Source organism: Paraburkholderia sp. BR13444 (assembly GCF_040948755.1).
GTDB lineage: Bacteria > Pseudomonadota > Gammaproteobacteria > Burkholderiales > Burkholderiaceae > Paraburkholderia > Paraburkholderia youngii.
This window is the reverse complement of sequence record NZ_JBFPKM010000006.1, coordinates 115623-130089: the sequence shown is the minus strand read 5'-3', so window position 1 is coordinate 130089 and position 14467 is coordinate 115623. Positions and strand designations below refer to the sequence as shown.

Genomic DNA, 14467 nt, shown 5'->3' with positions numbered 1-14467 from the left:
CCGGCGTGCGCGAATCATTTGTGCCTTTACGTGTGCATCGGTACGTCGCGTCGAGAACCGAACGCATCTGCCGCTCTAACGGAAACCTAGACGATGAACCTGAAACCTGTCGAGCAGAAACCATCGTGATCAGCGGTGCGACTGCCTTCAACACCGCGAATAAATCCTTTAGCCCCGCCGACAGGAAGCGCCAGACCAATCGCCAGTTGGAGGGTAATGGTCGCAAGATTGGTTGGCAGGCCCGTTCGGGAAAGGAACATGGCAACCAGCGCCTCCGTTCCATGCCTTCCCAGGAGCGGTTGTTCCGATGCACGGCAAGTCACCGCCATATAGATGACGTAGACGCCAACCAGTGCGAGGCTAAACAACGCCCGGACGTACCAAATTGGTGTAGCACAAACATGGCGGCGCTTCTCGGCCGCGATGATGGCGGCCACCATCATCACGGACGACAGCTCCGTCACCGGCAGATACACTTTCCAGTGGGATTCAGGTTGACGGAGACCCGCGTTAGCTTCACCGAACTCACATTTTCGGACCGTCATCGGCCCTTGGGAATTGCCCGAAGCGGTCGTTCAGCATAGCGGCTGCATGTCGGTTGCGTCGGCAAACTCTGTCTGCCCCTTACCCCGCGTTTTCGCCCGGTACATTGCGCTATCCGCGGCACGCATCAATGTTTGGGCGTCGAGAGAACTGCCTCCGGTGCCTTCCGTCAGCAGCATGCACACTCCAATGCTGGCCGAAACGGCAGTCGGATGTCCGCCAGCGGTTCGCACGTTGCTCAGGATGACGTGAATACTATCGGCAATTCTGAGCGCGCCTTCCTGGTCGTATACGTGGTGTGCAAGGACTACGAATTCATCTCCGCCCAATCGTGCGAGCGTGTCACCGCGGCGCATCCGGCTTACCAGGGCCATGGCAAAACTCCGCAGCAATTCGTCACCTACCGCATGTCCGTGTGCGTCGTTCACTTCTTTGAAACCGTCCAGGTCTATCAGGAACAAGGCAGTCTGACCGACTTCGGTACCGCGACCGGTCAGCGTTCGCCCAATCACCTGCTCAAGTCGGAGGCGATTGCTTAGCCCCGTCAGGGGGTCAGTCGCAGCCCGCTTTTCGAGTCGATACACCAGCACCGCCAGGTAGAGGGATATTGCTGCAACGCTAAACGTCAAACCCAGTCCGGCCTCGATGTTTGTCCGCCACCACGGTTGCCAATACATCAGGCTTACGAATCCAGCGAGCGCCACCGCACATGACAGCGCCAGCATTCGTCGGCCGTAACGGCAGCCGGCACCCACCAGTAACCAAAAAACCACCCAGAGCAGCGGAAGCGCGGCCCTGCCGCCAATTGCCAGAGCTGTCGTCACCGTTGCCTGGTCGACAACCGTGGTGAGAGTTAACCTGAGGTGTGAGCGCGCTGGTCCGACCTTCGTGGCGACGTACGTCACGATACCGAACACCACGTAAATCGCGACCGTCACCATCGTTGAGTAGGCGACTGTCGAATGACAAAACAAGGTGAAAGCCAGGTACGCGAGCAGAACCACAGTTCCAAAAACCATGCGCAATATCGCTTGTTCCTTCTCGGGGTTCTTCGGAAACACACGCAACATCGCTTGCTCGCGCCACGAATGAAGATCCGCCTCGGCCATCCCAACCACCCCGCTAGAGTCCAATAACTGCCGTCTCGGCAAAACTTCGTATTTGTTCACTTGGGGTCTCCACGACTGAGACCCGCCGTTGGAATCTATCTTAAGATAATTTATGCAGTCGCCGTGAAGCTTCTACATACGAAATATTTGTGGCTGTAGGAGTGTGCTGACAAGAAAAGATCCACCAAACGGTTTGCTTGTCATTGAACTGGACCTTTCCAGCTCACCTCAATCGTTTGCGAAAGAAGGTGATGCCGCTACCTTCGAGAGGTGAATGCACGACAAGTTGCGTGGAAGTTGTGCATTGCCGTTTGACAGGCGGCCTGTCCTTCCCGTCAGTCTTACGGTGAGCCTGCGTGCGAAGTGTCGGGGTGTTGCGAGCATCTCGCCGCAGTCGCAGTCCCTCAATGTCTCCCGCTTAAGTGCAACTAACGGTCAAAGTCGTCCATCACCATGTAGCACTCGTCGCCTACGTCGGTACGGCACCCGAAGCATTCTGGGCAGGCCGTACGACAGTGACCAACATACCGGGCTTCATCGGCTATCTGATGATTCTGCTGCTCACGGCTACGTCGTTCGCGACGCCGGCGCGCCTTATCGGCCCGGAAAACTGGAAAAAGCTGCATCTGCTGGGCGTGTGGATACTCGCCATCATTTTTGCGGGCTCTTTCTTTACCCGTGTCCATCTCCATGCCAGCTATCTCGCCCCGGGCATGGCCATGGTTGCGGCCATGCTGTTACGTGTGGCTGCGCGGTTCGGCACGTGAGGCTGGCTGTTCGTCGCGCCTTGGTGATGCGCCGCATGGACTAGGCGTGTCGAAACTCCCACAGGGGTCAACGCCGGTTCTCCCTTTTGTGCCTTGCGCGCCAGCCGCCAGGCTCATCGTCAACTGGAGTTCGCATGACAGACAAGCTTATCCCTCAATCGACATCCCGCCGGCAATTCGTGAGCCTCGCCGCGGCAGCCGTAGCCGCGCAATCTCTGAGCCCACTTGTATCTGCGCACACGAACCGCGGTATTACCGATGTCCAACCGCAGACGGGCAGCGGCACGGACGCAATTCGCCGCCTTCGCGTGCAGGTTCCCGTGTCGCTGCTCGTAGATCTGAGAAGACGCATCAGGGCCACCCGATGGCCGGAGCGCGAAACCGTCGATGACGACTCGCAAGGCGTGCCACTCGCGACGCTTCAGGGCCTCGCGCACCATTGGGCGACCGACTACGACTGGCGCAAGTGCGAAGCGACCCTGAACGCTCTGCCGCAGTTCGTCACTGAGATCGACGGGCTCGACATTCATTTCATGCACGTGCGCTCGAAGCATGAGAATGCATTGCCGCTGATCGTATCGCACGGGTGGCCCGGTTCGATCATCGAGCAGATCAAGATCATCGATCCGCTCGTCAATCCCACCGCCTATGGCGCGAGCCCATCCGACGCCTTCCATCTGGTCGTTCCGTCGTTGCCGGGCTATGGTTTCTCAGGCAAGCCTACGACGACCGGCTGGGGGCCGGAGCGTACCGCGCGCGCATGGGTCACGCTCATGCAGCGTCTTGGCTATACGAAATTTGCGTCACAGGGCGGTGATCTGGGAGGTATCGTGTCGAATGTGACGGCCAAACAGGCGCCGCCTGGATTGCTGGGCATCCATGTCAATTTCCCGGCGGCAGTTCCGCCGGATATCCTCACGGCGATCCAGGGCGGGAACCCGTCACCGGCAGGGCTATCGTCCGACGAAAGGCTCGCGTATGAGCAATTGAGCGTCAATTTCAAGAAGCGCCGCGCCTACGCGTTCGAGATGGCGACTCGTCCGCAAAGCCTCTATGGACTGGCCGATTCTCCGATTGCGCTGGCAGTCTCGCTGCTCGATCACGGCGATGCTTATGGCCAGCCGGCGGCACCGATCACCTCGGCCGTGCTAGGGCGCACGGTCAACGGGCATTCAGCCGGTGCCATCACACGCGACGACGTCCTCGACAACATCGCGCTTTACTGGCTGACCAACACGGGCGTGTCGGCGGCCCGATTCTATTGGGAAACGGCCCACTTCAACTACCTCGTTGCAGCGAATGTTTCCGTGCCGGCTGCCGTCAGCGCGTTTCCCGGGGAGAACTATCAGGCGCCGCTCAGTTGGACAGAGCAGGCTTACCACGACCTCATCTATTACAACCGGCCTGAACGGGGCGGCCATTTCGCCGCCTGGGAGGAGCCCCTGCTACTCGCGCAGGAAGTTCGGGCGGGTCTGCGGCCGCTGCGCAGCTAATGGGCAGGCAGTGCGACCGGCTTCGAAGTCGCTAGCGGCGAGGCCCCCGGGCCACTCTCGGATTCTCCGCGCAAGACTATCCTTCGGATAGGGATAGCACCATCAAGGTCGAACATCACCACAGAAGGGGCGTTCGAAGAGCCAATATCAGCGAATAAAACGTTTCAGGAGTAACGCATGAAATCAGAGACTCTGTATCTGGAAGATCTCGCCGTGGGTGCGGTGTACAAAAGCGCGGAGCATAAACTCGATGTCGACCAGATACACGCCTTCGCGCGACAGTTCGATCCCCAACCTTTCCATCTGGACGAGGAAGCGGCTCAACGCTCCTTCTTTGCGGGGCTTGCAGCGAGCGGCTGGCACACGGCAGCGATCAGCATGAAACTTCTCGTTCAGAGCCTGCCGATTGCGGGTGGCATTATTGGTGCGAGCGGCGAAATCGCGTGGCCAAGACCCACTCGCCCGAACGATGTCCTGCACGTCGTCAGCACCGTCCTGGAGATCGCGCCGTCGCGTTCCAAACCCGACCGCGGCATCGCGACAGTCCGCAGCGACACGATGAACCAGCAAGGTGAGCTTTGTCAGCGAGTGGAAATGCGCCTTCTGGTTTTTAAACGGCCCTGAAGCTTAATCGCGGATGGCCACTTGTTTCGCCGCGCCACCTTGCAGTTTGGGTTCAATCAGGGCTGGCCCATTCAAGACAATCCAGACAGACGCCGGCGTGGGCACACCCCTGACGGCACCGAGTTTATCGAGCAGCCGGTAATACGCGTTCGACAGACCAAGCGCATAAGTCCGGCGGAATGTCTGTGCGAGGGTAGTGTGCGTTGTCGAACGATGACAGGGTTTCGCCGACTCGTTGCCGCCGGACGGATGCGATACCTGAAGGTCAGGTATGGTCGAGCACTTGCCGGTCAGCTTGCTCGGCATATGGCTGCTGTACTCAGAGACCTGACGGAGGAGCTACGCACAGAATTCGGCCTTATGTAAAGCTTCACATAAGGCCGAACTCTGCTCCTTCAAACCCGGGGTTGGATGACCGTAACGTCTCGGGTAGCCGCCCTTGAAGCTGCACAGCTGATCCATAGACATCACGTCGGAGGGGAGGGCGCCTGCAGATCGGCGATGCGTCAAACTATCGCAATCGGGCGCCCACCTGTGCCGCCAGGAGGCCATGCTCGGATATCGGGGCGCGCTGTGTCTGTGTCAGACGCCGGAGACATCGCGTATTGGGTCGTCTGCGCGGCAGCAGGATGATGCCGACGCAGCATTGCTGCCCAGCATGGTTCGGCGGCATCCCGATGCGCCGCAATGACAGATGTACTGGGCACGGATTTCATCGGTGACCGCACCGTCGACAGACAGACCATAGTCGATGAAGAGCTCGTCGCCGGGTGCGATGGCGGCGAGCGCATGAATGAACACCCGCTCGCCCGTCTCGATTGCTTCGCAGTTAGGGGCGCAGGCGTGGTTCAGAAAGCGCGCGCTGTTGCCACCCCGGCTGCGGTCGATCACACGGCCATCAGACAAACCGAACACGAACGTGTGGCCAGCCTCGGAGCGTTGGCGCGCGGCGGCACGCCGCCAGCTGGTCAATTCGCCCTTATATTCGATGACCCGTTCGCCCGGCGCAATCGGCTGTAGCGCGAACAGTCCCATGCCATGTACGGGAGAACGTCGTGCGGTGATGCGTCGTAATCGCATGGTGTTGCTTCCTTCGGGTGCGTCGGTCGTTGTGTGTGAGGTGTTGGGGCGTTGCGAGCATATCGCCACGGTCACTGCCGTTCAACGTCTTCGTTTCAGAAGCGCAACTAACAGTCAGAGTCATCGGCACTCGCACTCGGGCTTCGCCCCAAAACCAGCTGACAAAAGGTGACTAGGCCGGGTTGCCGTCGCGGCGGAATCCACGTGATTAGCGTCGACTAGTACGGGTCCATCAAGGCGCCTTCACCTGCGAGCCTTGAACATGTCACTCAATCGACTGCGGCCTGGTTGCACGCGCGCTGTCGGAGTCGGTTCTGCAATGTGAGCTGAAGGATGCACCACAGACAAAAACTGGCGTCTCAGTGGCGCGAGAAATCTGCCTGCGTCAGCTCGAGTCGTGCCGCGGGATGGGCGAGCAGCTTCCGTTCGGCTATCGCCCGAATGCGGCCGTAGCCATCGCGAAAGGTCTTGAGGATGCGCTCGTCGCCTGCGCGTGGGTCGAGCCAGAAATACGCTTCCAGCGCCGTGATCGTGATCATGCATTCGACCGGGCGGTTCTGGAAGACGAGAGAAAATGCCACGCCCACGCGATTGGCGAGCACCTGTGGGGCAAGTTCGACGGTTTCAGCAGTTTCCATGGGCGGCAAGGACGGCGCTTCGGATCAGGTCACGATGATTTTTGCACAGGTTATGCATTTCGGGTGCGGGCACAGTGGGCGGGTTGCAGGTCTTGGCGAGCCGCTTCGGACTGCGTGGAAGCCAGTGGTTCTCAACGCCGGATGCGCCCTGACTACCGGCGTCTGTCATTAGAAAAAGCATCCCCGATCTGTCGTGCGCGCTTCACCTCATCGCTATGCAGGTAGATCGACGTCGTCGACACGGAAGCGTGCCGCAGATTGTCCCGCACGGTGGTCAGTTCTGCGCCACGCCCGAGCGCATGGGTCGCGTGGGTGTGACGCATCCAGTGCGGAGACGCGCGACGAAGCTTCTCTGCCAGTGGCGGATGATCAGCTTCTATAGTCTCAGCGGCGAGCAGGAAGAAGCGCCTGAGCACACTCCAGAGCCGCACGCTGCTGATGGACGCCTTGCTGTCCGCCTCGAGGCTGCCGATGACCGGCGTTTCCGGCCGCCAGCGAACCGGCAGGATCGGCAATTCGCGTTCGGCGAGATAACGTACGAGGGCGTCCCACGCCAGCGGCGGCAGCGCGACGCGCGCGAGCTTCTTTCCTTTACCCGTCACGCGCAACCAGTGGTCGTCTCGTGCATCGGTCTCAATGTGTCCGAGCGAGGCGTCGACCAGTTCGCTCGCACGCAGCCCCGTCGCGTAGCCGAAGTCGAGCAGGAAGCGCAGCCGCTGGGCGGCCGGGGCGGACCAGCCATGCGACCATTCGAGTCCATCGGCGATCGTGCGCACGAGCGCCCATTCGCCTTCGCTGAACGCATGTGATGTATCGAGCACGTTCGCGCCGCTGGCCTCGCGCACCTTCACGCCCGCGAACGGATTGGCGAGCACGTAACGTTGCTCGATCAGCCAGCGGAACAGCGCGCCCAGGATCGACAGCGCATGCGCGACCGAGCGGGCCGACAGGCTGCCGTTGAACGGCCGCCAGTCCGTCGAGGTGCGCGGGCGGACCGGTCCGACCCAGCGGGCGCGCGGCGACGGGTGGCGCAGGAACGCGCGATACGCAATCGCGTCTTCCGTCGTGAGTGAGGACAGCGCGCGGCCGCGCTCGACAATCGCCCACAGGATCAGGCGCTCGGCTTCCTTGCGGTAGGTGCGCTGGGTGGCCGGGGATTCGTGCAGGGCAAGCCAGGTCTGCACCGCTTCGTAGTCGTTGGACGCGTCGAGCGCGCAGGTGGCCTTCGGTGCGCGGAAGGTCCCCTCGGAGCCATCGACTTCATGCGGGACCTGCAGCGATTCCCACGGCACGAGTTCGCCCTGGCGGCTCGCGATGATCAGCGCCCGTGCCTTTTCGGTGAGGGCCGGCCATTCCGCGAAGAACTGCTCGATGGCGCGGGCGCCGGCTGCGCCGAGGCCGGGTACCGCTTTCCACCACTGGCGGCGGCGCGGCACGCGCACGGTCAGATCCGCGAGCGTGCGGATGTTGTGGGCATGCAGTACGCGCACCGAGCGCGCAGCGAACCATTGCGTGACGTCATCGGTGATCTGAGGTTCGGGCGCCCGCGCGGTGCGCAGCAATTCGATGGCGTGCGCGACCGCCTTTGCGTGCCGTGCGCGATCGTCCGCGGGATGATCGAGGAGGGCAGCCAGATCGTCACGATGCGCGGTGCGCGCGATGGCCTGCAGCCGGCGCCGGAGGCGCCCGAGCACGCCCCGGGCCGACCTGCCGTCGCCCAGCGCGGCGGGCTGGTAGCGCTCGACCGCCTCGCGCACGGACAGTCCCGCATACCACGCACGCAGCACGGCAAGTTCATCGGCATCGGGGAAACCGGGCGGGTCAGCGGAGGCCGGGGCGGCGGTCCGGGTGAGGTGGATTGTCATAACGCCTAGTTTAGCGTAAAAACAGACACCTTCTGATAAGAAGGATTATCTTGATGGCGACGTTGAATGTCGAATTTTTGCGAAAAACTGGCGCTCAACTCATTTTGTAATCAACCTTGTGCGACCACAGCATATCGCGATGGAGTACCGGTCGCGGCATGGACTGAGCGCGGGGCGCAAGACGACAAGCTGGTCGGGTGACCGGCGCACCCGCATCCGCGCGCCGCCGCTGCTTTCGTTCGCGCGCGATCCGAAGTCAAGCCGTACCATGTCCACTGCAACACTGTCATTGCCAGCCTCATCGACCTCGCGCAAACCCAGCCCGCTCGTCGAACGCCACCTCACCGGCTCGAGCCGCGCGGTCATGCTGAGCACGGGCCTCATCGGCATCAACGTTGGCGGCGCGGCATTCATGCATTACGTCGTGAATGCTACAGGCGCGTCGCTCAGGCTCGTCGTCTCGCTGGGGGCGCTTACGACCGTGATCTCCGGCACGCCGCTCATTGTCTTTTTGAGCCTGGTCTGGTTCACGCGCTATCGGGAGTTCCAAAACAGCCTGAAAGGCAGCGCGCTTTCGGCGTATCTGCAACACTTCTGGTCGCAGCGCCTCATCTACGCCCTGGAGGATGGCGGCGCCTTGCAGGCGTCTCCGCCTGCGCCGCGCCCGCTGCAGCGCAATGGCAGCGCATGGCCGACGAGCGCCTCGACATCTGCGAACGCCTGTTCGCTCGCATCCATCACGAACAATATGGCCTGGTGCCGTTTGTGCCCGCCGTGTTTATCCTGCACGTGGTTGTCTATGCTGCGGCGGGGCTCGTCGGCACGAGCTTTTTCGATGGGCGACCGTGTGCCGCGAGCGAGACAGCCGGCTGCATCTACGGCATCAGCCAGCGCGTGCTGATGGCGTCGTTCGCGGGTTCGTTCATGTTCGTCGTGAGCGATTCCGTGCTCTCCATCCGCCGCAAGTCACTCAATGTCGCCGACGTCTACTGGTACGCGCTGCGCATTTTTCTCGCGATCCCACTCGCGCTGATCATCAACAACGTTACGCAATCCGATGGCGCGCGAGCCGCAATGGCCTTCGCGCTGGGTACCTTTCCGGTCGATGCGTTGCTCAAGCTGGTACGCCGCTTCGGCTTTCCACAGATCACCGAAACGGAGAAGAAGGAGAACGCGCCCGACAAGCTGCTCACACTCGAAGGCGTGACGTTGCCGATCGTAGCGACATTTGAGGCCGAGGGCCTGAACTCGGTCGAACAGGTGGCCGCAGTTGATCCGGTGTTGCTCTCAATCCGTACGGGGATGCCGATCCGCTACATGCTGCGCCTCGGCTCGCAGGCGATCGTGCGGCGCCATTTCGGCGATGCGGCGACGAAGCTGATTCCCATCGGCCTCGCGGATGTCGTGCCCGTCTATCTGCTTGTGAAGGCGCTGGATTCGACGGCGTCGAACGATCTGCCGTGCGTCGCGCGTCCAGACATCGTGCTGAAGGATGCCGCGCAACGGCTCTTTCCGGATATCGTCGACGAGCAGCGGATGGCGGTAATCGACATGAAATTCCGGCAGATTGCCGCGGAGGAATATTCGCTGATGCTCGCCCGCATCACGCCACTGGATCCATCGCTTTGATCGCATCTATCACACGGTATGTGCCGTGACATGCGCAGCGTACGGTTCGTCGCGTGAAGAAAGTATTCAATAACGTCGTATTTCAAAATAACGTTGCGTGCGAGAAAAGCTCGCCATTTGATTCGTAAACCAGCACGTCCGCACTGTTAAAAATGTCGATTCGTCAATCGTTAACGTAAGGACGATCAGGTATTTTCCATCGTCTTCAACATCGTATTCCTAAATAATATGGAAATACAGACGTTGAGTACTTCTGCAGTCTAATACCGTCAATCTGCCACGCGCAGCGTGACTCATTGCAACATAGGAAAATTGGAGGTAGAGATGAGTTCATTTTCTGATCGTTGGTCCCAGTGCATGCAAGGCAGTGGATATCCTGTTCCAGCCGTCGAGGACGCAAACGAGGCACTTGAGGTTTTGCACAAACTTCATGATGCCTGGGAAAATTCTGGCGGTGAGGCAGAACTGACCATCGGTGCGTTATTGGCTGCTGGTGCAGTCACAGGGGTCGACGAAGGGGTTCTGGCAACGCTCGGTGAGGTGGCGGCGGTCGCGGTTGGAGTCTACGTCAGCGCGTGCATTGCCTGCCTGGGTTCGGTAGCATTCGACGATCTAAAGGGACTTTTCGCCAGCAACGCGGTTCCGGATTTCGTGGCAGCTCAACTAAACAGTCAAGGTGTCGATCTCGGAGGGACGGTCAACGCTTAAGTTGCTGTTTCAGAAAGCGTCGACCGTACGCTGAAGCACTCGTTAGAAATTAAAGCTGCAATCAGGTTAAAGAGTGCTTCGCGAATGCCGACACGACGTTCGTAGCGCGAGCGAACCGCCACATCGCGCAAGTCGCCGATTGGACGGCCACCGTGCAAACATTGTTTCGAGGATCAGTCATGGCGAGCACAATTCACTTTAGTCTGCGTAACAACCAGATGACGGATGTTACCGTCAACGCGTGGGACGATCGGACGGGCCAACAAGTGGCCAATAACGCGCCAATCAACATAGACGAGAGCATCGGTATTGAAATCGCGGCGGATTCGGACGCTACTGGCTCGTCACACTGGGTGTTCGCTAGCAGCGACGGCAGCGTCAACAGCAACAAGCAGCAGAGCGATATTCACGATGGCGATGAGTGCACGCTCGGGTGAGTGTCAAAGGGTCTTTCAAACCGGAAGTCAACTCGTGTACCGGGGATAGAAGCAATACTGGCCCACGGGTTTGCGGGAAGAACTACGTCGGCGCGATCCCAATCTGAATGGGACCACGTTGCGTAGAAGGTTATTTTTACACGGAGTGACACGCTGAAAGATTGCAACGATATTTGAAGTGTGATGGCAACGGAGCACCGATTCGCATGCCAGATGCGAGACTACGACGTTCGCGAATGCGGTGGGCGTCAGCGGATTTTTTCGCGGTGCGGCTGGGAAGGTGAAATGAAGTCCCGAGCTACAGCCGATTCTTTAAGTCGACACACTGAAAACGATTGCAATCGGGAGGCGTTCATATGGATGCGATGTCTGATTCATCTTCTAACGTCTGTGGTGTTCGTACGGTTCAGTCTCCGGACGGGTTCGATGTGCCGGTGCCAAGCGGGGCGGTTGGTCTGAATACCGGCGAGACCGTGACGATCCACGACGATGCTGAGGTGCAGGTGTCTTCAAAGCTTGATAACGGATTTTATGTGGTGGTAAACAACGCTGACCCTTCCAACGATGAAGCATCGCACCTGTTCGGCGAGCTTGCCACGGAGGTAGGTCTGAAATCGATCGAGGGACTAGCGGTGGCTGCGTTCGGAGCCGCAGTATCAGCGCCGGTTGCTATCGGGGTGTTTCTCATTGGTCAGTTGGTATCGCTGCTAACTCCGTCAAACCTGACACGCGAAATCTTTATCCGCGGGCAACTCAACGACGGCACTCCGGTGACCTACTGCCTCTTGATCTAGGCTCTGTTCACATTTCACGAGTTGCATAAGATCTCACACGCATTACACGGAGCAGGTCGCTATGACGGGCGGCTCTGTTCGTCTTGTTGAGATGTGATGAGGACACTCAACAATTCATAGAGTCTGGCAGGGGGAAGTGGTTTATGGATTTGTTGATAGCCACTTTCATTCACTTCTCTCAGACTGTCGGGCGCTGTCTCACCGGTGATCAGAACAGCAGGTATATCACTTCCGAACCGTGCCTGCAGGTTCTGGATGACACTAATTCCTGACACACCCTCGCGCAGTCGATAGTCGACGAGGAAAGCGTCTGGCCGTCGAGAATGGCGACTGAGCCGTTGCGTAGCTTCCTCGAGTGTTGCCGCACAGACAGTTTCGCAACCCCACTGCGACAACAGGGTATACGTGGCGTCGAGTATTTCCGGTTCGTCATCTACGACAGCGATCAGGCTTCCCTTCACGGCGTCAGTCGAAAAATCGCCTTGAGGAATGCTGTGTTTTGGGACGGATGGTGGAGTGTAGCCGATCGGTATGTCGAAGCTGAAGACGGAACCCCGTCCCGGCTTCGAAGCCAGTTGCACGTCGAATCCCAACAGCTTGGCCGTGCGTTTCACAATCGCGAGGCCCAGGCCCAGACCTTTCCTGCGGTCACGTTCCGGGTTGCTGAGCTGATAAAACTCTTCGAAGATTTTTTCAGTCTGGTGTGCCGGAATTCCGATCCCCGTATCCCAGACCTGCACGCGAAGCTTTTGCGCGCGGCGTCGGCAACCTACAAGTACGCGTCCGCCGCTCGGGGTGTAGCGAATTGCATTCGCTATCAGGTTGCTGAGAATTTGCTCAAGAAGGATTGAGTCGCTGAAGACCTGCGCCTTGCTTGTCATGATCTTCAGGGACAGTCCTTTTTCGATTGCCATCGGCTCATACTCAACGCGCAATTTGGAAAACAACGCGTCGATCGGAAAGTAGCTCGAAACTGGCTGGACAACCCCCGCATCAAGCTTCGATATATCCAATAGCTCGTTGAACAGTTCTTCCAGTGATTCGGTGCAGTCATTGATCTTGGCGACGATCCCAAGCACGGATGGCTCCCGGACGACAGAGGTGAGTCCCGCAGCAAACAGGCCGAGTGCGTGCAGCGGTTGGCGCAAGTCGTGACTGGCTGCTGCGAGAAACTGTGATTTGGCCCGGTTCGCGGTCTCCGCTTCCCGCCTGGCCTCGACGTGTTGTTTGATCTCCTCCTCCAGCGCTTCCGTTACGTGCTGCAACGCTCTGAGGGGAAGCACGCGCAGGACGAAGAATACGGCCGCGCCCATCAATAAGCCGAGCAGTGCGACGATGATCGTATCGCGAACCACGGTGCGCATCGAGCGAGTCACTTCAAGATAGCCCGTGACCTTGCCTGCATCGTAGAGTTCGACTGTATGCTCGATTCGTGGCCATGGGGGAGGTTTCCCTATGCTTGCCACGGTTTCATGCTTCAAGTTCAGGATCTGGTTGAATTGTTCCGGCCGCAGCGGCGGGTCGCGAGAAAGCGCTTCGTGCAGACTGTGCTCATAAAACGTCCACAACTCCGGGTTCGCGCCGATGAACTGACTCAAAAGTCCAGCGCGTATCTCGGCTTCCGTTTCGGTTTGACTCTCAAGCGCGCCGTACGCGACCCGGAAATAGCCCCACGGGAGAGCCACCGTCAAAATGAGGGCAACGATGGTAGCAATCCTGGTTACGGTGACGGCGACCTCGTTTCGGACCATGTTCAATGACTACTGCTTTGGCCTGTCGACCACGGTATGCCCGGTTTCCGCAAGAATCTCCCGGCCGTCTTTCGATTTGACGAATGCGATGAACGTCTGCGCTGCGGAGGAAGACCTGGAGCCGGTGATAAGGAAAACAGACTTGTAATATGGATAGCGGCCATCTGCAACGGATTGCGGCGAAGGCTCGACGCCGTTGATTGCCAGCGGCCTGATCCTGCGATGTTCCGTCACGATGAGGCTCAGGGTCGAGGTGCCAAACGCGCCGGGGATCTCCTCGATCGCTCCCGCGTTCTCCTGAGCAGTCGACTTGACAATCATGCCGGGTCGCGTCTCTAGCGCCGTCATCGCCTGGTCGATTTCGGGGGAGATCTTCTTGATGATCGCATTGTCCGATTCATTGCTCGGCCGCATGATGATTCGAATTCGAGGAAGAGGCCCGTCATGCTGGAGAAGATTTCGATCTACGTAGCTTGACCAATCAGGGTCCTTGTTCTGGAAAGTATCCCAATAGATATCCTGCAGCTGACGGGTACTCAATCCACTGACGGGTGTGCTCATGCCGACCACAAAGACGAACGGTGTACGAGCGACTTCCGTTTCCATCGCTCCCTTGTTGTGCTCGGTTTCGGTCAACGGTACGCTGCTTACACCGATGTCAATCGCGCCCTCGGTTGCAGCCCGGATTCCGCCGGCAGAACCTAAGCTCGCGGCCAGCACCGTTATTTTCGGCTCGTCGTGCGTCTGGTTGTAGCGTTCAGCGAGCAGACGCATGGTTCCCATGGCGGGGCCCGCGCCGCCGATCTTGATCTCTTCCGCTGCGGCAAGCGAGGAGGCGAGCAGAGCGCATGTGACTCCTGTCCGAACAAGCAGGCTGCGCCCGCGCATTTTCATATTCCGCTTTTCCCGCATTTCCTTTCTCCCTGTTTCGACGTCTTCATGCGTTCCGGCCGTTCCATAACGAATTGCCAACGTTCCAGTCCCCGGTTCGTTTTGTAGTCTAGTTGCGCATTTGAAAATGGAAAATAA

The 14467-nt window shown here is 59.2% G+C and carries 15 protein-coding genes; 7 read left to right on the top strand and 8 right to left on the bottom strand.

Going from position 1 to position 14467, the window contains the following annotated elements:
* Window positions 1-86: 86 nt before the first annotated feature.
* Together AB3X95_RS18865 and AB3X95_RS18860 are read right to left on the bottom strand one after the other, a co-directional pair.
* Window positions 87-545, bottom strand: coding sequence for a hypothetical protein (locus AB3X95_RS18865; RefSeq protein ID WP_176366146.1), 459 nt, complete (start codon window positions 543-545; stop codon window positions 87-89).
* A gap of 30 nt (window positions 546-575) precedes the next feature.
* Entirely contained in the window at window positions 576-1712 is a 1137-nt protein-coding gene (locus tag AB3X95_RS18860; RefSeq protein WP_368622192.1) for a diguanylate cyclase, read from the bottom strand.
* Between the two features lie 455 nt (window positions 1713-2167).
* On the opposite strand from AB3X95_RS18860, the gene AB3X95_RS18855 reads away from it, so the two are divergent.
* From AB3X95_RS18855 to AB3X95_RS18845, 3 genes are all read left to right on the top strand, one after another.
* Window positions 2168-2419: a hypothetical protein gene (locus tag AB3X95_RS18855; protein WP_368622191.1), complete on the top strand. Its 252-nt coding sequence runs from the start codon at window positions 2168-2170 to the stop codon at window positions 2417-2419.
* A gap of 134 nt (window positions 2420-2553) precedes the next feature.
* Window positions 2554-3912: an epoxide hydrolase family protein gene (locus AB3X95_RS18850; RefSeq protein WP_368622190.1), complete on the top strand. Its 1359-nt coding sequence runs from the start codon at window positions 2554-2556 to the stop codon at window positions 3910-3912.
* 177 nt (window positions 3913-4089) lie between these two features.
* Window positions 4090-4536, top strand: coding sequence for a MaoC family dehydratase (locus AB3X95_RS18845; RefSeq protein ID WP_368622189.1), 447 nt, complete (start codon window positions 4090-4092; stop codon window positions 4534-4536).
* Between the two features lie 3 nt (window positions 4537-4539).
* On the opposite strand, the gene AB3X95_RS18840 is transcribed toward AB3X95_RS18845, so the two are convergent.
* The 4 genes from AB3X95_RS18840 to AB3X95_RS18825 form a co-directional block, all read right to left on the bottom strand.
* Window positions 4540-4842, bottom strand: coding sequence for a hypothetical protein (locus tag AB3X95_RS18840; protein WP_368622188.1), 303 nt, complete (start codon window positions 4840-4842; stop codon window positions 4540-4542).
* A gap of 276 nt (window positions 4843-5118) precedes the next feature.
* Window positions 5119-5616: an SET domain-containing protein gene (locus AB3X95_RS18835; RefSeq protein WP_368622375.1), complete on the bottom strand. Its 498-nt coding sequence runs from the start codon at window positions 5614-5616 to the stop codon at window positions 5119-5121.
* A 359-nt stretch (window positions 5617-5975) separates the two neighbouring features.
* Complete coding sequence (locus AB3X95_RS18830; protein ID WP_368622187.1) at window positions 5976-6254, bottom strand: DUF1488 family protein; 279 nt, start codon at window positions 6252-6254, stop codon at window positions 5976-5978.
* Between the two features lie 152 nt (window positions 6255-6406).
* Window positions 6407-8119, bottom strand: coding sequence for a phage integrase family protein (locus AB3X95_RS18825; protein ID WP_368622186.1), 1713 nt, complete (start codon window positions 8117-8119; stop codon window positions 6407-6409).
* A gap of 765 nt (window positions 8120-8884) precedes the next feature.
* Here AB3X95_RS18825 and AB3X95_RS18820 point away from each other — a divergent pair.
* The 4 genes from AB3X95_RS18820 (at window position 8885) to AB3X95_RS18805 (ending at window position 11687) form a co-directional block, all read left to right on the top strand.
* Complete coding sequence (locus AB3X95_RS18820) at window positions 8885-9748, top strand: hypothetical protein (RefSeq protein ID WP_368622185.1); 864 nt, start codon at window positions 8885-8887, stop codon at window positions 9746-9748.
* 324 nt (window positions 9749-10072) lie between these two features.
* Window positions 10073-10456, top strand: a complete 384-nt coding sequence (locus tag AB3X95_RS18815; RefSeq protein WP_368622184.1) for a hypothetical protein — start codon at window positions 10073-10075, stop codon at window positions 10454-10456.
* Between the two features lie 179 nt (window positions 10457-10635).
* Complete coding sequence (locus AB3X95_RS18810; RefSeq protein WP_368622183.1) at window positions 10636-10893, top strand: hypothetical protein; 258 nt, start codon at window positions 10636-10638, stop codon at window positions 10891-10893.
* Between the two features lie 356 nt (window positions 10894-11249).
* Window positions 11250-11687 (top strand): hypothetical protein, encoded by a 438-nt coding sequence (locus AB3X95_RS18805; RefSeq protein WP_368622182.1) that lies wholly within the window; start codon window positions 11250-11252, stop codon window positions 11685-11687.
* Window positions 11688-11746: 59 nt separating this feature from the next.
* On the opposite strand, the gene AB3X95_RS18800 is transcribed toward AB3X95_RS18805, so the two are convergent.
* Window positions 11747-13438, bottom strand: coding sequence for a hybrid sensor histidine kinase/response regulator (locus tag AB3X95_RS18800; protein WP_368622374.1), 1692 nt, complete (start codon window positions 13436-13438; stop codon window positions 11747-11749).
* Between the two features lie 9 nt (window positions 13439-13447).
* A complete protein-coding gene (locus AB3X95_RS18795) occupies window positions 13448-14410 on the bottom strand; it encodes a substrate-binding domain-containing protein (RefSeq protein ID WP_368622181.1) in 963 nt (320 codons plus the stop codon).
* Window positions 14411-14467 lie beyond the last annotated feature (57 nt).